Here is an 18,844-nt window from a genome sequence, read left to right on the forward strand (position 1 = left end):
CTTTCGTGTGCGTCATGGGGCGAGGGCGTGGAGGGGGACGGGGACGGTAAGCGGGGTGGCGGGCGTGATCAGCTCGCGCCCCAGCCGCCGTCCATGGGCAGCGAGGCTCCGGTGATGTAGCTGGTGTGCGGACCGCACAGCCACAGGGCTGCGGCGGCGACCTCCTCGGCCTCCAGGAGCCGTTTGACCGGGGCGCGGGTGAGCAGGACGTCGGAGAGGACATCGCCGGGGCTGATGCCATGGGCCGCGGCCTGGTCCTGGATCTGGCCCTCGACCAGCGGGGTGCGGACATAGCCGGGGTTCACGCAGTTGCTGGTCACACCGTGCGGGGCGCCCTCGACGGCGGTGACCTTGCTCAGGCCCTCCAAGGCGTGCTTGGCCGTGACGTAGGCGCTCTTGAACGCGCTGGCGCGCAGCCCGTGGACGCTGGAGATGTTGATCACCCGGCCCCATCCGCCTGCGTACATGTGCGGCAGTACGCGGCGTATCAGCAGGAACGGCGCCGTGACCATCACCTGCTGCATGAGCGCGAAGCGATCCGGCGGGAACTCGTGGAGGGCGGCGACGTGCTGGATTCCGGCGTTGTTCACGAGGATGTCGATGTCGGAGGGGAGTGTGTCGATGACGTCCTGGTCGGCCAGGTCGGCGGTGTGCGCCACACCCCCGATGGCGTCGGCAACCGTCTTGGCCTTCTCGGCATCCAGGTCGACCACGTGGACCTCCGCACCGGCGGCGGCAAGGGCAGCGGCGCAGGCCAGGCCTATGCCGCTGCCGCCGCCGGTCACCAGTGCGGCACGGCCGGACAGGTTCACGCCACCCGTGGCCGAGACGGTCGACCCCAACTGTTTCGAGGATGCAAATTCCCTGGTCATGGCCGGAACAGTAGAGTCACCTCGGCATCTCTCCTATGGGAGCGAGCACCATAATGACCCGCCAGAAGGTGGTCGTCTCCCCCATGTCCGCGTCTGAAGTGGGTGTTTTGTCCCCACTGCTCGGCGGACCCTGGTGGCTCAGCGACCGAGGGGGCAGGTGGTCAGGAGCGTCGCCGCGTCGGCCGAGGGCGGACGGGGCACGGTGCGGCCGGCCGGTGGCGGGGCGGAGTGCGTCAGCCACCCCTCCAGCGCGGTGAACGCCGACCGGTGACACGGGACGAGCGGCCGCAGCCGGTCGGGGAAGGTGTCCACCAGGGAGTCGGTGTGCGTGCCGCCCTCGATGCGGTAGTAGCGGTGCAGCTCGCCGCGGCCGGCCCGGCGCACCATACGGGCGTACACGTCGGAGCCCCGGCTGATGGGCAGCAGCACGTCCAGGGTGCCGTGGACGGTGATCAAGGGCTTGCCGATGCGGCCGGTCAGCGCGATCCGCTGCACGGCGCGGCGTACTTCCGCGGGGCGCGAGGCGTAGTCGTAGTCCGCGTCGCAGGCCGCGCTTCCCGGGGCGCAGTACGGTGTGCCGGCTTCCGTCGGACCGTCGAAGTCGGGGTCGATCTCCTCGCGGTAGATGCGCTGGGTGAGGTCCCAGTAGACCTTGTGGTGGTACGGCCACAGGAACTCCGACCCGGCCGGGTACCCGGCGGCGTGCATCGCCTTGCGCGCCCCTTCGGCGCCGGGCCCTCCAGCCTCGTACGCGGGGTAGTGGCGCAGGGCGGGCGGCAGGAACGTGAGCAGGTTCGGCCCGTCGGCGCGCCAGAGCGTGCCTTCCCAGTCCACCCCGCCGTCGTACAGCTCGGGGTGGTTCTCCAGCTGCCAGCGCACCAGGTAGCCGGCGTTGGACATCCCGGTGGCCAGGGTCCGGGCGGGCGGGCGGTGGTAGCGCTGGGTGACCACGGCGCGGGCCGCCCGGGTGAGCTGGGTCATGCGCGTGTTCCACTCGGCGATGGCCTCGCCCGGCCGGTCGCCGTCGCGGTGGAAGGCGGGACCGGTGTTGCCCTTGTCGGTCGCGGCGTAGGCGTAGCCGCGGGACAGGACCCAGTCGGCGATGGCCCGGTCGTTGGCGTACTGCTCGCGGTTGCCGGGGGTGCCCGCCACGACCAGGCCGCCGTTCCAGCGGTCGGGGAGACGGATGACGAACTGCGCGTCGTGGTTCCAGCCGTGGTTGGTGTTGGTGGTGGAGCTGTCGGGGAAATAGCCGTCGATCTGGACGCCGGGCACGCCGCTCGGGGTCGCGAGGCCCTTCGGCGTCAGTCCCGCCCAGTCGGCCGGATCGGTGTGACCGGATCCCACGGTCCCTGCCGTGGTCAGCTCCTCCAGGCAGTCGGCCCGCTGGTGCGCGGCGCCGGGAACGACCGGCCGCGCCGGGCCGGCGCAGTGAGGGTCCCGTGCGGGGCTCGCGCCGGCAGGCGTGGCGGTCGCCGTGGGCGTGAAGGACAGCGAGGCCAGGAGCAGGGCGGCGAGGGTGGTGCGCGTACGTGGTCGTGTGCTTGTGGTGCGGGGCAAAGCCATGGAGCACCTCCGATTGGCGGACTGGCAACGGGCGGAGGTTAGGCGGGCGCGGCCTCGGGCGGATATGGGTGCGCACGCCACGGTGGAGGTCCATGAACAGGTGCTCATCGCTATACGGCGACCAAGGCCGCGACCTGTCGACCGGCGACTGTTCTCCCCACGCGAACACCCCGTCCCCCACACAGGGGCCTCCCAGTATGTGAACGGCAACCATGGTGAGAGGCGGCCCGCGATTCCTAGGCTCAGCGTCGGCTCGGTCGAGCAGCATCGTCGAGCAGCATCGATGACGAAGAGAGGTCGCATGGGTCTGGACAAGACGGTCGCGGACGTCGCCCAAGCGGTGAGAGGCATCCCCGACGGGGCATCACTCGCCGTCGGCGGATTCGGTCTCTGCGGCATACCGAGCGCGCTGATCGACGCGCTGCTGCGCGAGGGCACTTCCGGGCTGAAGATCGTCTCCAACAACTGCGGTGTGGACGACTGGGGGCTCGGCCTGCTCCTGCGGGCGGGCCGGATCGACCGGATGACCAGCTCGTACGTGGGCGAGAACAAGGAATTCGCCCGGCAGTACCTCAGTGGGGAGCTGGAGGTGGAGCTGGTGCCCCAGGGCACGCTCGCCGAGCGACTGCGTGCCGGGGGCGCGGGCATACCCGCCTTCTACACACCGGCCGGCGCCGGTACCCAGATCGCCGACGGCGGGCTGCCCTGGCGCTACGGCCCGGACGGCGCCATCACCGTGGCCTCACCGCCCAAGGAGAGTCGCGTCTTCGGCGGCATCGAGTACCTGCTGGAAGAGAGCATCACCACCGACTACGCGCTGGTGCGAGCCACCATCGGCGACCGCCACGGGAACCTGGTCTTCCACTCCTCCGCCCGCAACTTCAACCCGTTGGCGGCGATGGCCGGCAAGATCACGATCGCTGAGGTCGAGCACCTGGTCGAACCCGGCGCGCTGGACCCGGACGAGATCCACCTGCCCGGCGTGTACGTCCAGAGCGTGGTCCGCGTCCACCCCGGTGATCCCGCGGCCCGGCGGCGCGTCGAACGCCGCACCGTCCGCACCCAGCAGGAAGTCGGTACCTGACATGGCGCTCACCCGCGAGCAGATGGCCGCCCGGGCCGCCCGGGAACTGACCGATGGCACATACGTCAATCTCGGCATCGGCCTGCCCACCCTCATCCCCAACTACCTGCCGCCCGGCGTCGAAGTGGTGCTCCAGTCGGAGAACGGCATCCTCGGCGTGGGGCCCTACCCGACCGAGGACGAGGTCGACAGCGACCTGATCAACGCGGGCAAGGAGACGGTGACCACGCTGCCGGGAGCCTCGTTCTTCGACTCCGCGCTCTCCTTCGGCATGATCCGCGGCGGCCACATCGACGCCGCCGTCCTCGGCGCCATGCAGGTCTCCGCCCATGGTGACCTCGCCAACTGGATGATCCCGGGCAAGATGGTCAAGGGCATGGGCGGCGCCATGGACCTGGTGCACGGAGCCCGGCGGGTCATCGTGCTCATGGAGCACACGGCCAGGGACGGCAGCCCCAAGCTCGTGGAGCGGTGCACGCTCCCGCTCACCGGGCGCGGAGTGATCCAGCGCGTCATCACCGACCTCGCCGTCCTCGACCTCACGCCCGATGGGTTCGAACTGGTGGAGCTGGCGCCCGCTGTGACGGTCCAGGACGTCCGGGCGGCGACGGCGGCCGACCTGATCGTGCCCCCTCGGCTCATGGCACGGACCGCCGCCTGATCGGACACGGACCCGCGCGTTCGAGGGACCGGCGACGTGGTGGTCCGTCACCCGTCAGGTGTTCTTGTTGAACTCCACGACGTTCTTCTGGTGCTCCCCGAAGTCCGACGTGAAGCGCGTGTCACCCGGCTTCACCGTCACGAAGTACAGCCAGTTCCCCGGGGTCGGGCTGATCGCCGCGCGCATCGCCTCCTCGCCCGGGTTGCCGATGGGGGTGGGCGGCAGGCCCATGCGCGCGTAGGTGTTGTACGGGCTGTTCACCCTCGTGTCGCGGTCGCTGGTGGCCAGCGTCGAGCGGTTGAGCGCGTAGTTGATGGTGGAGTCCATCTGCAGGGGCATGCCCTGGTCGAGGCGGTTGTAGATGACGCGGGCCACCTTGCCCATGTCCTCCTTGGAGCCCGCCTCCGCCTCGATCATGCTCGCGATGGTGACGGTCTGGTAGACGTTCACCGCGTTGCGGTCGGCACCCGCCGTAACGTGGCCGCCGCTGAACTTCTCGTTGGCCGTGTTCACCATGTACGACAGGACGGACGCCGGCGTCGACTGGGAACTGATCGGATAGGTCGCCGGGAAGAGGTACCCCTCGGGGTTGCCCCCGGCGTCACTGGGGAGCTTGAGGTCGGCCTTGGGCAGGGCCTTCTTCGTGGTGCCCGCGGGCACCTTGAGGGCCTTGTCCACGGCGGCGTACACCTGGCCCGAGCGCCAGCCCTCGGGGATGGTCAGGGTCCGGGGCCGCGCGTCGTCGTCCGGGAGCAGCAGCGGCACCGCCACGGCGGTGGCCGCCGCGACGGCTCCGGTCGCGATCAGGGCGATCCGGCCCCGCCGCGTCAGTCGAATCGTTCCCCGTCGCGGAGTCTTGGTCTGCATGGGGGCACATTAACCCGTAAATACGGTTATTTCCGGCATATCTTTATGGCGTCGGCTCCAGTTGGGCGTCTCTGCGGACGAGGGCCGCGTAACGCCCGTCGCGCGCCAGCAGCTCCTCGTGCGTGCCGCGCTCGGCGGTGCGCCCGCCGTCCAGGACCACGATCTGGTCGGCGCCGCGGACCGTGGAGAGCCGGTGGGCGATGGTGAGGGTGGTCCGGTCGGCGGACAGGGCGTCGATGGCCTCCTGCACGGCCCGCTCGGTGCGGGTGTCCAGGGCGCTGGTCGCCTCGTCGAGGATGAGGACCGGCGGATCGCGCAGGATGGTGCGGGCGATGGCGAGGCGCTGCTTCTCGCCCCCGGAGAAGCGGTGGCCGCGCTCGCCGACGACGGTGTCGTACCCGTCGGGCAGGGACGCGATGTGGTCGTGGATCTGGGCGGCGCGGGCCGCGGCGACAAGCTCCTCGTCGGTGGCGTCGGGCTTGGCGAAGCGGAGGTTGTCGGCGACCGAGGCGTGGAAGAGGTACGTCTCCTGGGAGACCACGCCGACCGCGCGGGCGAGGGTGTCGAAGTCCAGGTCGCGCACGTCGACGCCGTCGAGGGTGACGCGGCCGCCCGTGACGTCGTACAGCCGGGGGACGAGGTGGCTCAGGGTCGACTTGCCGGAGCCGGTGGCCCCGACCACGGCGAGGCTGCCGCCGGCCGGGATCACGAGGTCGATGCCCTGGAGCGTGGGCCCCGGCCTCCCGCCGCGCCCGTCGTGCTCGGCGTGCTCAGAGGGCTCGGCACCCTCGGCGTGCCCAGAGGGCTCAGCGCGCTCGACGTGTTCCTCGTAGCGGAATTCGACGTCCTCGAACCGGACCTCCCCCTTGATCGTGTCGAGACGCACCGGCTTCTCGGGCTCGCTGATGTCGACGGGCAGGTCGAGGTACTCGAAGATGCGCTGGAAGAGCGCGAGCGAGGTCTGGATCTGCACGCCGGTGGAGAGCAGGCTCACGGTCGGCCGGAACAGGCCCTGCTGGAGCGAGACGAAGGCGACGAGCGTGCCGATCGAGACGGTCGGGCCGCCCATCTGGAAGGCGAGGCCCGCGCTCCAGTAGATGACGGCGGGCATCGCGGCCATCACGATCGAGATGACGGCCATCCGCCAGCGCCCCGCCATGTTCGACCGGATCTCCAGGTCGACCAACCGCTCGGACTCGTCCGCGAAGGACTTGGTGAGCGAGTCGGCGCGGCCCATCGTGCGGCCGAGGACGATGCCGCTCACGGAGAGGGACTCGGTGACGGTCGCGGCCATCGCGGCCATCTGCTTCTGGCGCTGCGTGGCGATCTTCTTGCGCTCACGGCCGACGCGGCGGCTGATCCACACGAACCCCGGGAGCAGCAGGAGCGAGACCACGGTCAGCCGCCAGTCCAGGGCGAGCATGGCGACGATGGTGGCGATCACGCTCGTGAGGTTGGAGACGAGGGAGGTCGCGGTGGAGGTGACGGTCGCCTGCATGCCGCCGATGTCGTTGGCGATGCGGGACTGGACCTCGCCCGTGCGGGTGCGGGTGAAGAAGGCCAGGGACATGCTCTGCAGCCGGCCGTAGACGGCCGTGCGCAGGTCGTGCATGACCCGCTGGCCCACGGAGGTGCTGATCAGGGTCTGCAGGACGCCGAAGACGCTCGTGACCACCGCGCTGAGGATCATCCCGAGCGCGAGCAGGCTCAGCAGGCCCGTGCGCCCCTGCGGGATCGCGGTGTCGAGGATCTCCCTCAGGAGGAAGGGGGTCGCGACCGAGACGAGGGAGGCGGCGCAGACCAGCAGGCCCACGATCGCGAGACGGCCTCGGTAGGGGCGGAAGAGACGGAGGATGCGGCGCATCTGGCGCGGCGGCTCCTGGCCGGGGGCCTGGGGCGGCGGCGTCCAGGCCGGTTCGTCGTGACGCATGGGCTCCTTACGGGGTGTCCACGGGAGGAGGCGGGAAAGCTCAGGGAGCATAGCTCACTGTTACCTATACTCACAATGTACTAGATCCTGATAATGTTCCGGCCATGAGCACCCCGGACACCGACGGCCCCCTCGCCGAACAGCTGCTGCGGCTCACCCGCAGGCTGCAACGCATCCAGAAGCGCCATCTGGGTCCGGTGGGCATCACCCCGGCCCAGTCCCGGCTGCTGCGCACCCTCGCGCACTACGAGGCGCCGCCGCGCATGGCCGATCTGGCGCAGCGCCTCGAAGTGGTCCCGCGCGCGGTGACGAGTCTGGTCGACGGCCTGGAGTCGGGCGATCTGGTGCGCCGCGTGCCGGACCCGGCCAATCGCCGCGTCATCCGCATCGAGCTGACCGATACGGGACAAGAAGCCCTCAAGAAGCTGCGCGCCGCGCGCCGGGCGGCGGCAGAGGACATCCTGGCTCCACTGACCGCCGAACAGCGCGAGGTCCTCGGCGGTCTGCTGGCCGCCCTGCTCGACGACCCGGAAGGTCGCTGCTGACACGTCGAGGTCGCCGCTGACACGCCGAAGGTCGTCGCTGACACCGCCGAGGAGTGCCCATGCCGTTGCTGGAGCCCGAGCCGGACGCCCTGCGCCCCGCGTCGCGCACGGAGGACCCGGCGCCGGACCGCGTGCCGGACGGCCGGGCCGCGGGAACCCCGGAACCGCTGCGCTCCGAGCTGACCGCACTGCTCGGCGCGGACAAGGTCCTGACGAAGATCTCGGACCTGGTGCGGTACGCCTCGGACGCGAGCCCCTACCGCTTCTTGCCGCAGGTCGTGGTCGTCCCCGAGGACATCGACGACGTCTCGGCCGTCCTGTCGTACGCGCACGGCAAGGGCCGCGAGGTCGTCTTCCGCGCCGCGGGCACCTCCCTGAACGGCCAGGCCCAGGGCGAGGACATCCTGGTCGACGTGCGCAAGCACTGGGCCGGAGTGGAAGTGCTCGGCGAGGGCGAACGCGCCCGCGTCGGCCCCGGCACCACGGTCGTACGCGCCAACGCCACGCTCGCCCGGTACGGCCGCGTACTCGGCCCGGACCCGGCGAGCGCGATCGCCTGCACCATCGGGGGCGTCGTCGCGAACAACGCCTCGGGCATGACGGCGGGCACCACCCGCAACTCCTACCGCACGGTCGCCTCGCTGACGTTCGTCCTGCCCTCGGGCACGGTCGTGGACACGGGCGAGCCGGACGCCGACGAGCGGCTGGCGCTCGCCGAACCCGCCCTGTGCGAGGGGCTGCTCGCGATCAAGCGGGAGATCGAGGCGGACGCCGAGCTGGTGGCCCGGATCCGGGCCAAGTACCAGATCAAGAACACCAACGGCTACCGCCTCGACGCCTTCCTTGACGGCACGACGCCCGTCCAGATCCTGCGCGGTCTGATGGTCGGCTCCGAGGGCACGTTCGGCTTCATCTCGGAGGTCGTCTTCGACACGCTGCCGCTGGACCGGCGCACCAGCACCGCACTGCTCTTCTTCCCCTCGCTGCCGGCGGCGGCCGCGGCGGTGCCGCTCTTCAACGCGGCGGGCGCGCTCGCCGTCGAGCTGATGGACGGCAACACCCTGCGTGCCTCGGTCAGCGTGCGGGGCGTGCCCGCCGACTGGGCCGGGCTCCCGAAGTCGACGGCCGCGCTCCTGGTGGAGTTCCGCGCGCCGGACGAGGCCACACAGGAGGCGTACGAAGCAGCCGCCGCCCAAGCCCTCGAAGGGCTCGAACTCATCTCCCCCGTCCCGTCGGTGACGAACGCCTTCACGCGCGACGCGAGGACGATCGGCGGCTACTGGAAGGCGCGCAAGGCGTTCGTCACGGCCGTCGGCGGCTCCCGCCCCTCGGGCACGACGCTGATCACCGAGGACTTCGCGGTGCCGCCGGGACAGCTCGCCGAGGCCTGCGAGGCGCTGCTCGACCTGCAGACGCGGCACGGCTTCGACGCCGCCGTCGCGGGCCACGCGGCGCACGGCAATCTGCACTTCCTGCTCGCCTTCGACGCGGCGCTGCCCTCCGACGTGGAGCGCTACGCCGCCTTCATGGACGAGTTCTGCCGCCTGACCGTGGAGCGGTTCGACGGCTCCCTGAAGGCCGAGCACGCCACGGGCCGCAACATCGCGCCCTTCCTCGAACTCGAATGGGGCCCGAAGGCCACGGAGTTGATGTGGCGCACCAAGCAGGTCATCGACCCGGACGGGGTCCTCGCGCCACGCATCGTCCTCGACCGTGACCCGAGGGCCCATCTGCGGGGCCTGAAGACCATCCCGAAGGTGGAGCCGATCGCGGACCCGTGCATCGAGTGCGGCTTCTGCGAACCCACCTGCCCCAGCGAGGACTTGACCACGACACCGCGCCAGCGCATCGTGCTGCGCCGCGAGATGACGCGCCAGGCGCCGGGCTCCCCGGTCGAGGACGGCCTCGTGGAGGCGTACGGCTATGACGCGGTGGACACCTGCGCGGGCGACTCGACCTGCAAGCTGGCGTGTCCGGTCGGCATCGACACGGGCGCCCTCATGAAGGAGTTCCGGCACGCGCGGCACTCGCCCCGCGAGGAGCGGATGGCAGCGCGCGCCGCGGAGAACTTCAAGGCGGTCGAGGCGTCCGCGCGGCTCGCGGTGGCCGCCGCCGACCGGATCAGCGACCGGCTGCTCACCGCCGTGACCCGCACCGCCCGCAAGGCCGTGCGGCCCGATCTCGTGCCGGAGTGGCTGCCGCGGATCCCCGGCGCCGCCGCCCGCCGACTGCCGCGCACCTCGCGGGTGGGCGCCGCGGCCGTCTACTACCCGGCGTGCGTCAACCGTATTTTCGGCGGCCCTGGCGACCGGTCCCTGGCCGAGGCAGTCGTCGCCGTGTCCGCGCGCGCGGGCAGGCCCGTGTGGCTCCCCGACGATGTGGCGGGGACGTGCTGCGCGACGATCTGGCACTCCAAGGGGTACGACGCCGGGAACAGGGTCATGGCCAACCGCATCGTCGAGGCGGCCTGGGGCTGGACCGCGGGCGGCCGGCTGCCGCTGGTCGTCGACGCCTCGTCGTGCACCCTCGGGATCGCGCAGGAGGTGGTGCCGTATCTGACGGCCGACAACCGCGCGCTGCACCAGGAGCTGACGGTCGTCGACTCGGTCGTCTGGGCCGCCGATGAGCTGCTGCCGCACCTGACCGTGCGCCGCACGATCGGCTCCGCCGTCCTGCACCCCACCTGTTCCATGCGCCATCTCGGCGACGAGGAGCAGCTGCGTGCCGTCGCCGAGGCCTGCGCGGACGAGGTGGTCGTGCCGGACGACGCCGGATGCTGCGCGTTCGCGGGCGACCGGGGCATGCTCCACAGGGAACTCACCGAGTCGGCCACCCGCAAGGAGGCCGCGGAGGTCGCCGCCCGATCCTTCGACGCCCATCTGTCGGCGAACCGCATGTGCGAGGTGGGCATGGACCACGCGACGGGCCGCGGCTACTACTCCGTGCTTCTGGAGCTGGAGCGCGCGACGCGTCCGGCGGCCCCCGCGCCCACTCCCTCGCCCCTGGGCAACGGTCACTGACGTCCCGACCGCCTCCCCCTTGCGCGACGGTCACCGACGCCCCGGACGCCTCGCGCACGGAAGTCCAACTCCCTGACTGCTTCAGCCTCTTGCGTCCCCGCCGTGGCCCCATCAGGGTGGCTTGCGCCCCAGTGGCAGAGACCAGCCGACATTCAGCTACGGAGGTCCGATGCACGACGAGAACGCGATACCGGCCCCTGACGGCGCCACCCCCGCCGAGGGAGCCGCCGACACGCCGGGAGAGGGCCGTTCGCGGCGCACGGTGCTGCGCGCGGCGGGCCTCGCCGGGGCCGGGATCGGAGTCGGCGCCTTCGCGGGCGGCCCGGCACACGCCGACGCGCCCGCGACGGCTCCCGCGGCCGCTCCCGCCGACGCCCCGGACACGGCGCGCGCCCCGGCCCGCAAGGGCGAGACGATGATCGGCGTGCCGTTCCAGCGGCGCTCGACGGTCCGGGTCGGGATCGTCGGGCTCGGCAACCGGGGCGGCTCCATGATCGACCTGTTCCTCGCGCTCCCCGGCGTGCGCGTCGTCGCGCTCTGCGACCCGGTCAAGGAGAAGACGGCGGCCGCCGCGAGGAAGGTCACCGCCGCGGGCCAGCCCGCCCCGGCGACGTACACCAAGGGCGAGCACGACTACGAGAACCTCTGCGAGCGCGGGGACGTCGACTTCGTGTACGTGGCGACGCCCTGGGACTCCCACTACGCCATCTGCAAGTCGGCGATGCTGGGCGGCAAGCATGTGGGCGTGGAGTGTCCCCTCGCCATGCGTCTGGACGAGCTGTGGGAGTTGGTGGACCTCTCGGAGCGGACCCGCAGGCACTGCATGCAGCTGGAGAACTGCTGCTACGGCAAGAACGAGATGCGTGTCCTGCGGATGGCGCACGCGGGGAAGTTCGGTGAGCTGCTGCACGGCGCGGGCGCGTACAACCACGATCTGCGCGGCCTGATGTTCGACCCCGACTACTACGAGGGCCCGTGGCGCCGCCTGTGGCACACGCGGCTGCGCGGCGACCTCTACCCCAACCACGGCTTTGGCCCGGTCGCCAACTACATGGACGTCAACCGCGGCGACCGCGTCACGCACATCTCCAGCTTCGGCACGCCCGCGCTCGGCCTCGCCGAGTACCGCGAGGCGCACATGCCCGCGGGCGACCCGAGCTGGAAGGAGACGTACATCGAGAGCGACCGCACCATCAGCCTCGTACAGACGGCGAAGGGGCGGGTGATCCGCCTGGAGCACGACGTCTCGACCCCCCACCCCTACAGCCGCATCAACAGCCTCGGCGGCACCAAGGGCGTCTTCGAGGACTACCCCGCCCGCATCTACATCGAGCCGGACCACACCGACGACAAGTGGGCCGACTTCTCCAAGTACGCCGACTTCGACCACTGGCTGTGGAAGGAGCACGCCAACCCGCCGGGCGGGCACGGCGGCATGGACTACATCATGATCTTCCGGCTGATGCAGACCATGCGGCTCGGCCTCGTCCCGGACTTCGACGTGTACGACGCGGCGACGTGGACGGCGCCCGTCCCGCTGAGTCACCTCTCGATCAAGGCGAAGGGCGCGCCACAGGCGATCCCCGACTTCACGCGCGGCCTGTGGAGGAAGGCACGTCCGGGAATGGACTCGGAGAAGCCGAAGGAGTAACGGCCGACAGGTCTTTTGGGGGGCCGGCTGATGCCACCGTGCTCAGCAGCGCAGCCGGTCCTCCGTCAGAACCCCTTGGACGGTGGCCAACGTGCGGTCGTGGCAGCCTCCGTCCCCGACCTGCCGGTAGCGCTCGCGCGAGGTGCCCACCGCGTGCCGTTCCTCTCGGGGAACGTTCGCGGTGTAGGTCGCGTCGCCGTCGTAACGGTCGTCGATCACCGACCTGCCGATCCGCCGGTCACCGCGCGTCGTGACGCTCTCGGCGCGGTCACCCAGGGAGATCTCGGTGCGCAGCCGGTCCCCCGCACCGAGCGTCGTGGTCCCGTCCATCGTGTACGTCCGGTCCGTGCGCACCGTCCGGGTCTGCGCTGCCCGGCCGCCCGTGGTGATCGCCTCGCGGTCGGTCCAGGTGGCCTTGAGCGCGTCCATCGCCTCGCCCTCGGTCCACCTGTGGGCGGAGGAGTGGGCCAGGGTGCGGGTCACGGTCGTGGTGACGCGGCCGTGCGAGGTGTTCACGTATCCGGAGACGCTCAGACGGTGGCCGCCCTTCGTGTCGAGCCGATGCGCGCTCTCCCCCGGGCCGGGCGAGGCGGGCGTGTACGTCGACTCGTTCGCGAGGCCGCCCTCCTTGTGGCGGGTCAGCTCGCCGGTCACGTGGGCGCGCTTCTCGTCCTGCCAGACCAGGACGTTGACCGGTGTGCTCCAGCCCGTCTGCCCCTTCGGCACTCCGACGACGGAGACCTCCACCTGATGCGGGCGGCCGTCGTTGAGGAGCCCGGCGTACGGCGTCAGGTCGTACTCGATGGGCTTGACGTCGAAGGCTCTGGGCCCCGGGATCACGTACCAGAGGAAGGGGTTGGACCAGCCGCCGGTCCACACGGTCGGGAACGGCGCGGCGATACCGGCGAGCCGGCCGTCCACCTTGATCTGTACCTCGCGGTAGGGGCCCTTGTCCGCCTTGCAGGAGTACGGCGCGGTCTCGGGCACCGTCATGTACCAGTACTCCTCGCAGCCGCCGCCGGAGCCGGTCGCGTAGACCTCGGCGACGATGCGTTCGCTGTTGCGCGGGGTGGTGAGGGTGGTGCCGTCCCCTAGGGGGAGGATGCGGTCGGGGGGTGTCGGCGGGGTGTCAGGGGCTGTCCGTGGGGCGTCAGGGGCTATCCCCGGGGCCTCAGGGGCTGTCCGCGGGGCGCCGTCCTTCTCCTTCTCGTAGAACGTCAGGGTGACCTTGACGTCGATGATGCCGGTGTACGTGTCGTTGACGACGTTGCCGATGAGCATCTCGACCCGCTGGTCGCGGCCCAGCGTCTCGCTGTAGCGGGTGACGTCCTTCTCCACGGACCAGGTGATGCCGTCGGGGGACGGCTGCGGCGTGGAGGTGCGGAACACCTCTACGCCCCCGATGCGCAAGTAGCCGAGACGGTCGTACTGCCGCCCCTTCACCTTGCCGTCCAGGCGCAGCACCACCTTTTCCCAGCGGTCGCCACATCCGGCGGGCGGTGCGTAGCCGCCCTCGTAAGGCGTGAAGTCCTTGAACCGCGCCTTGGCGACCGTCACTTCGCACGACTTGGTGCGCGGCTTGGAGACCGGGGGCGCGGCGGTCACCGGATCGTGCCAGTCGGTGCCGAACTCGGCCGGGGGCGGGACGGCGGGGGCGGCCGTGGCGGTGGCCGGTGCCGTGGCGGTGGCTGGGCCCGCGTTGAAGAGAGCGCTCGCGGCGAGGATGGTCCCCACGAGCATGGACATGACGCGTCTTCTCATGGGGGTGTTCTATGGGCAGCCGTCGATCTCCGCAACGGTGCCTTCGGGCAGCGGGTCACCGGGTCACCGGAGGCCCCCTGTCATCAGGGGTGGTGGCTCACGCCTTGAGGTGCGCCTTGTCCCCCATCACCACGACCGGGTGCTGCTTCGGATCCAGCGTGCGCAGCAGATGCTCCATGCCCGACTTGGAGAGGCTCACGCAACCCGACGTGCCGCTGCCGTGGTCCATGTGCAGCCAGATGCTGCCGCCCTTGGCCTGACCCTGGGGACGCGTCGGGTCGTTCGGCGGGGTGCCCTTGGCGCGGTTGTAGTCGATGGCGATGACGTAGTCGAAGTCGTGCCAGTGCGTCTTGGGCCAGTAGTGCGGCGCCTGCATGGAGACCGACTTCGTGTACGGGAACTTGGCGCCCGGATCCGCGAGGACACCGCCCGCGTCGGTGAGCGTGAACACCCCGACCGGGCTGCGCTTGTCGTTCTCGCGGTGGTCGGTGGTCCAGCCCTTCTTTCCGTTGTGCGCGGGCCAGCTCCTGTCCTTCTCCCAGGTGGTGTCCGTCGCCGACGATTTCGTGTAGAGCACGACGGTCGACTTCGCCGAGTCCTCGCCGTCGCCGTAGACCGCGACGACCTGGCGGGAGTCCTTGGGGATCTTCGCCTGCAAGCGGTCACCCACCTCGGGGATGCTCTTGAGGTCGGCGGAGTTCCGATGAGCGCTCCCCCCGCCCTTGGCCTGCCCCGCCCCGCCGCCACCCTTCGCCGTCTTCGCGGAGTCGTCGTCTCCGCTTCCACAGGACGTCAGAAGGACACCGCAGGCCGCTGCCGCGACCACCACTCGCACCGCACCGGCTATACGCATCCGTCCATGGTCGCACCCGGCCCGCGAAGTCCCCGTCCAGTGCCCCGGCCCACGAGAAGTCGGGGCCGATTCTTTACCCCGGGACGGAAAACCGTTTGCTTCGGGCCACCGTCCGAGGCGAACCTTTCACGGTTTGTTACCGCCGCCTGTTCCTCCTGGCTTCGGACCCGCCCGCGATCTCGCCCGCGCCACCCTCACGTCGATGGCGGCACCGCGTCGGATCCGAGGCTCAGGGACCGACGGCCGCCGCTTCCGAGTCCTGGGACGTCATGCAGATTCGCGATCTTCCGTATTCCGACCCCGGCGTCCCCGATGCCCGGTCAGGGCCGCGCTTCCTGCTGTGGCTGGGCCGGAACCAACTCGGGGGACAACTCAAGTCCCTCGCCTGGGGCCTGCTTCACTTCGGTTCCATCGCGGGCCTGCCCTACATGGTCGGCATCGCCGTCGAGGCCGTGCTCGACCGCTCCGGGTCCCGGCTCGCCCTCGCGGGCGCGCTGATCGTGCTGCTCGGTGCCGGCATCGCGCTGGGCGACACGATGCTGCACCGCACAGCGGTCACCAACTGGATCACGGCAGCCGCCCGAGTGCAGCAACTCCTCGCCCGCAGGACCGCCCTGCTCGGCTCCGCGCTCACCCGGCGCGTGGCGGCCGGTGAGGTCGTCGCGGTCTCGACGGGTGACGTCGAGAAGATCGGCTGGTTCGTCGAGGCGCTGTCGCGGTTCGCCGCGGCCGCCCTCACCGTCGTCCTGATCTGTGTCGGCCTCCTCGTCTACCAACCGGCGCTGGGTGTCGTCGTGGCGGTGGGCATCCCGGTGCTCGCGCTGTCCGTGCTCCCGCTGCTGCCGCGCGCCACGCGCCGGGCGGACTTTCAGCGCGAGAAGGCGGGGCGGGCAACCGAACTGGCGTCGGACACCGTCGCCGGGCTCCGGGTGCTGCGCGGCATCGGCGGTGAGGAACTCTTCCTCGACCGCTACCGCCGCGCCTCCCAGGAGGTCCGCACGGCCGCGGTACGCAGTGCCCGGATGTGGGCCGCGATCTCGGCGATCCAGGTCCTGATGCCGGGGCTGCTGCTGATCGCGGTCGTCTGGCACGGCGTGCACCTCGCCCGCGAGGGCCGGATCACGGTCGGCGAACTGGTCACCGTCTACAGCGCGGTGATGATGCTCAACTATCCGCTCCGGCACTTCGAGGAGATCGCCATGGCGTACTCCTTCTCCCGCCCTTCCGCGAAGCGGGCGGCGCGGGTGCTCTCCCTGGAGCGGACGGTGGCGCGGTCGGCAGAGGGGGCGGTTGCCCAAGCTGGGAGCGCCGAGCACGCCGATCACTCTCAGCGCTCCGGGCACTCCGGGCAGGGTTCCGGGCGGCTGGGGCACGCCGAGCACTCCGGGCAGGGTTCCGGGCAGCTGGGACGCGCCGAGCGCCCGTCGGCGGGCGGCGGCGCCCGGCCCGCCGGCGACCTGTACGACCCCGTGACGGGGCTCCTCGCCCCGGCCGGCCGCTTCACCGCCGTGGTCTGCGGCGACCCGGACGAGGCGGGCCGACTGGCCGAACGTCTCGGCGGGCACCCCGCGTTCGAGGAGGCCGAGGGCCTGCCCTCCGTACGCCTCGGAGACGTACCGCTCGACGAACTGCCCCTGTCCGCCGCCCGTACCGCCGTCCTGGTCCAGGACAAGGACCCCGTCCTCCTCTCCGGAACGCTCCACGCGCTCCTCGACGTACCGTCATCCGGAGCCGTCACCCCCGAGGAGGCCCTCGCGGCGGCGCAGTGCGCGGACGTCCTGGACGCCCTGGCACAGGCCTCGGTGGACGACGACCCGATGGCCGCCCACCTCACGGAACGCGGCCGCTCCCTCTCCGGAGGGCAACGCCAACGCCTCGCCCTGGCCCGCTCCCTGGTCACCGACCCCGAGGCACTCGTGCTCGACGAACCGACGTCCGCCGTCGACTCGCACACCGAGGCGCGGGTCGGCGACGGCATCCGGCGGCTGCGGGCCGGACGCACCACCGTGGTGCTCACCTCGTCGCCGCTGCTCCTCGACCGCGCCGAACGCGTCGTCTTCCTGGCCGACGGCGAGGTCGCGGCGGTGGGCGCACACCGCGAACTGGTGCACAGCGAACCGCGATACCGCGCGGTCGTGACCCGCGACACCGACGACGAGCGCGCCCGGGTGGACGCCCTCAAGGAATTCGAGATCGAGGAGACGGCATGATCGGCCTGGCGCCACCGGAGTACGACCCGGCGGCCCCCACGACGGCGGAGACCCTGCCCATCGGGGCGACAGCGACCGTCCGCACCTACGTACGCGAGCTGTTCCAGCGCCACCGCCGGGCCTTCGTCCTGCTCATCGGGGCGAACACGCTCGCCGTCGTCGCCTCGATGGTCGGCCCCTACCTCCTCGGTGACCTCGTCGAGAACGTCTCGGACAGCGCCCGCGACCTCCATCTGGAGCGCACCATCGGCCTGTTCGCGCTGGCACTCGCCGTGCAGGCCTTCTTCGTCCGCGAGGTGCGGCTGCGCGGCGCGATGCTCGGCGAGCGGATGCTGGCCGACCTGCGGGAGGACTTTCTCGTACGGTCCGTCGGGCTGCCGCCGGGGGTCCTGGAGCGAGCCGGGACCGGCGATCTGCTCTCGCGGATCACCACGGACATCGACCGGCTGGCCAACGCCATGCGTGAGGCCGTGCCGCAACTCGCGATCGGCGTGGTGTGGGTGGCGCTGCTCCTCGGCGGGCTCGTCGTGACCGCGCCGCCGCTGGCACCCGCCGTCCTCGTCGCCGTGCCGCTTCTTGTCGTGGGCTGCCGCTGGTACTTCAAGCGGGCGCCCTCCGCCTACCGTTCGGAGTCCGCAGGATACGCCGCCGTGGCCGCCGCCCTCGCCGAGACCGTCGACGCGGGCCGCACCATCGAGGCCCACCGGCTCGGTGAGCGCCGCATCGAACTGTCGGAACGCCGCATCAAGGAGTGGACCGCCTGGGAGCGCTACACCCTCTTCCTGCGGTCGGTGCTCTTCCCCGTGATCAACTTCACCCACACCACCGTGCTCTGCTCGACGCTGATGATCGGCGGGGTCTTCGTCCTTCAGGGCTGGATCGGCGTGGGCCAGCTGACCACGGGCGTGCTGATCTCCCAGATGCTCGTCGACCCGCTGGGGCTCATTCTGCGCTGGTACGACGAGTTGCAGGTGGCCCAGGTGTCGCTGGCCCGGCTCGTCGGTGTGCGCGACATCGAACCGGACGCGGGCGACGCCTCCGTCGTCCCGCAAGGGCGCCGCGTCCTCGCGGACGACGTGCACTTCGGATACCGCGAGGGCGTCGACGTGCTGCGTGAGGTGTCCCTGGCGGTCGAGCCCGGCTCGCGCGTCGCCCTGGTCGGTCCGTCGGGCGCGGGCAAGTCGACGCTCGGCAGGCTGCTCGCCGGCATCTACGGGCCGCGCACCGGACAGGTCACCCTGGGCGGCGCCGCGTTGTCGGCCATGCCCGCCGAGGGGGTGCGCGCCCATGTGGCGCTGGTCAACCAGGAGCACCACGTCTTCGTCGGCTCCCTGCGCGACAACCTCCTCCTCGCCAGGACCGGGGCACGGGACTCCGAACTCTGGGCGGCGCTCGGCGCGGTCGACGCGGCCGACTGGGCGCGGGGCCTCGACGAGGGCCTGGACACCGAGGTCGGCTCGGGCGGCTTCGCGCTGACCCCGGCGCAGGCGCAGCAGATCGCGCTGGCCCGACTCGTCCTCGCCGACCCGCACACCCTGGTCCTTGACGAGGCCACCTCGCTCCTCGACCCACGCGCGGCACGGCATCTGGAGCGCTCGCTCGCGCGTGTCCTGGACGGCCGAACGGTCGTGGCGATCGCCCACCGCCTGCACACCGCGCACGACGCGGACGTCATCGCGGTCGTCGAGAACGGCCGCATCAGCGAACTCGGCAGCCACGACCAACTGGTCTCCGCCGACGGCGCGTACGCGGCGCTGTGGCGGTCCTGGCATGGGTAGGGGCGGCGGTTGCTGATGCTGTTGACGGGGTGAGGGCAACTGTGTG

13 protein-coding genes are annotated in these 18,844 nt (G+C 71.3%); 7 read left to right on the top strand and 6 right to left on the bottom strand.

Annotation, left to right across the window (positions count from 1 at the left end; translation table 11 throughout):
• Positions 1-68: 68 nt before the first annotated feature.
• Both DMA15_RS02185 and DMA15_RS02190 read right to left on the bottom strand, forming a co-directional pair.
• Positions 69-872 (bottom strand): 3-hydroxybutyrate dehydrogenase, encoded by an 804-nt coding sequence (locus DMA15_RS02185; protein ID WP_125510960.1) that lies wholly within the window; start codon positions 870-872, stop codon positions 69-71.
• A 138-nt stretch (positions 873-1,010) separates the two neighbouring features.
• Positions 1,011-2,438, bottom strand: a complete 1,428-nt coding sequence (locus tag DMA15_RS02190) for a 3-hydroxybutyrate oligomer hydrolase family protein (RefSeq protein WP_125510961.1) — start codon at positions 2,436-2,438, stop codon at positions 1,011-1,013.
• A gap of 301 nt (positions 2,439-2,739) precedes the next feature.
• Between DMA15_RS02190 and DMA15_RS02195 the strand changes: the two genes are divergently transcribed.
• Together DMA15_RS02195 and DMA15_RS02200 are read left to right on the top strand one after the other, a co-directional pair.
• Positions 2,740-3,522 carry a CoA transferase subunit A gene (locus DMA15_RS02195; RefSeq protein WP_125517206.1) on the top strand — a complete coding sequence of 261 codons (783 nt, stop codon included), beginning with the start codon at positions 2,740-2,742 and terminating at the stop codon, positions 3,520-3,522.
• A gap of 1 nt (position 3,523) precedes the next feature.
• On the top strand, positions 3,524-4,183 hold the full coding sequence (locus DMA15_RS02200) for a CoA transferase subunit B (RefSeq protein WP_125510962.1): 660 nt from the start codon (positions 3,524-3,526) through the stop codon (positions 4,181-4,183).
• A 54-nt stretch (positions 4,184-4,237) separates the two neighbouring features.
• On the opposite strand, the gene mltG is transcribed toward DMA15_RS02200, so the two are convergent.
• Positions 4,238-5,050, bottom strand: a complete 813-nt coding sequence (gene mltG / locus DMA15_RS02205) for an endolytic transglycosylase MltG (RefSeq protein ID WP_125510963.1) — start codon at positions 5,048-5,050, stop codon at positions 4,238-4,240.
• A 43-nt stretch (positions 5,051-5,093) separates the two neighbouring features.
• Positions 5,094-6,980 carry an ABC transporter ATP-binding protein gene (locus tag DMA15_RS02210; RefSeq protein WP_125510964.1) on the bottom strand — a complete coding sequence of 629 codons (1,887 nt, stop codon included), beginning with the start codon at positions 6,978-6,980 and terminating at the stop codon, positions 5,094-5,096.
• Positions 6,981-7,084: 104 nt separating this feature from the next.
• Between DMA15_RS02210 and DMA15_RS02215 the strand changes: the two genes are divergently transcribed.
• The 3 genes from DMA15_RS02215 (at position 7,085) to DMA15_RS02225 (ending at position 12,196) form a co-directional block, all read left to right on the top strand.
• Positions 7,085-7,525 carry a MarR family transcriptional regulator gene (locus DMA15_RS02215; RefSeq protein WP_125510965.1) on the top strand — a complete coding sequence of 147 codons (441 nt, stop codon included), beginning with the start codon at positions 7,085-7,087 and terminating at the stop codon, positions 7,523-7,525.
• 59 nt (positions 7,526-7,584) lie between these two features.
• Positions 7,585-10,545, top strand: a complete 2,961-nt coding sequence (locus tag DMA15_RS02220) for an FAD-binding and (Fe-S)-binding domain-containing protein (RefSeq protein ID WP_125510966.1) — start codon at positions 7,585-7,587, stop codon at positions 10,543-10,545.
• Positions 10,546-10,714: 169 nt separating this feature from the next.
• The gene (locus DMA15_RS02225) at positions 10,715-12,196 is read left to right on the top strand and encodes a Gfo/Idh/MocA family oxidoreductase (protein ID WP_125510967.1); all 1,482 of its coding nucleotides are present in this window, start codon (positions 10,715-10,717) and stop codon (positions 12,194-12,196) included.
• Positions 12,197-12,238: 42 nt separating this feature from the next.
• Here the strand turns inward: DMA15_RS02225 and DMA15_RS02230 are convergent, their stop codons facing one another.
• Positions 12,239-13,957 (bottom strand): peptide-N4-asparagine amidase, encoded by a 1,719-nt coding sequence (locus DMA15_RS02230; RefSeq protein ID WP_206302628.1) that lies wholly within the window; start codon positions 13,955-13,957, stop codon positions 12,239-12,241.
• Between the two features lie 97 nt (positions 13,958-14,054).
• On the bottom strand, positions 14,055-14,810 hold the full coding sequence (locus DMA15_RS02235; protein WP_125510968.1) for a L,D-transpeptidase family protein: 756 nt from the start codon (positions 14,808-14,810) through the stop codon (positions 14,055-14,057).
• 269 nt (positions 14,811-15,079) lie between these two features.
• Here DMA15_RS02235 and DMA15_RS02240 point away from each other — a divergent pair, with 269 nt between their 5' ends.
• Positions 15,080-17,020, top strand: a complete 1,941-nt coding sequence (locus DMA15_RS02240) for an ABC transporter ATP-binding protein (protein WP_125510969.1) — start codon at positions 15,080-15,082, stop codon at positions 17,018-17,020.
• Positions 17,017-18,798 carry an ABC transporter ATP-binding protein gene (locus tag DMA15_RS02245; protein WP_125510970.1) on the top strand — a complete coding sequence of 594 codons (1,782 nt, stop codon included), beginning with the start codon at positions 17,017-17,019 and terminating at the stop codon, positions 18,796-18,798. The genes DMA15_RS02240 and DMA15_RS02245 overlap by 4 nt, the downstream gene beginning before the upstream one ends.
• Positions 18,799-18,844 lie beyond the last annotated feature (46 nt).

Source organism: Streptomyces sp. WAC 01529, assembly GCF_003945545.1.
Lineage (GTDB): Bacteria > Actinomycetota > Actinomycetes > Streptomycetales > Streptomycetaceae > Streptomyces > Streptomyces anatolicus.

Coding starts and splice junctions, on each gene's coding strand:
- DMA15_RS02185 (WP_125510960.1), bottom strand. CDS start 872: ATGACCAGGGAATTTGCATCCTCGAAACAGTTGGGGTCGACCGTCTCG.
- DMA15_RS02190 (WP_125510961.1), bottom strand. CDS start 2,438: ATGGCTTTGCCCCGCACCACAAGCACACGACCACGTACGCGCACCACC.
- DMA15_RS02195 (WP_125517206.1), top strand. CDS start 2,740: ATGGGTCTGGACAAGACGGTCGCGGACGTCGCCCAAGCGGTGAGAGGC.
- DMA15_RS02200 (WP_125510962.1), top strand. CDS start 3,524: ATGGCGCTCACCCGCGAGCAGATGGCCGCCCGGGCCGCCCGGGAACTG.
- mltG (WP_125510963.1), bottom strand. CDS start 5,050: ATGCAGACCAAGACTCCGCGACGGGGAACGATTCGACTGACGCGGCGG.
- DMA15_RS02210 (WP_125510964.1), bottom strand. CDS start 6,980: ATGCGTCACGACGAACCGGCCTGGACGCCGCCGCCCCAGGCCCCCGGC.
- DMA15_RS02215 (WP_125510965.1), top strand. CDS start 7,085: ATGAGCACCCCGGACACCGACGGCCCCCTCGCCGAACAGCTGCTGCGG.
- DMA15_RS02220 (WP_125510966.1), top strand. CDS start 7,585: ATGCCGTTGCTGGAGCCCGAGCCGGACGCCCTGCGCCCCGCGTCGCGC.
- DMA15_RS02225 (WP_125510967.1), top strand. CDS start 10,715: ATGCACGACGAGAACGCGATACCGGCCCCTGACGGCGCCACCCCCGCC.
- DMA15_RS02230 (WP_206302628.1), bottom strand. CDS start 13,957: ATGAGAAGACGCGTCATGTCCATGCTCGTGGGGACCATCCTCGCCGCG.
- DMA15_RS02235 (WP_125510968.1), bottom strand. CDS start 14,810: ATGCGTATAGCCGGTGCGGTGCGAGTGGTGGTCGCGGCAGCGGCCTGC.
- DMA15_RS02240 (WP_125510969.1), top strand. CDS start 15,080: ATGCAGATTCGCGATCTTCCGTATTCCGACCCCGGCGTCCCCGATGCC.
- DMA15_RS02245 (WP_125510970.1), top strand. CDS start 17,017: ATGATCGGCCTGGCGCCACCGGAGTACGACCCGGCGGCCCCCACGACG.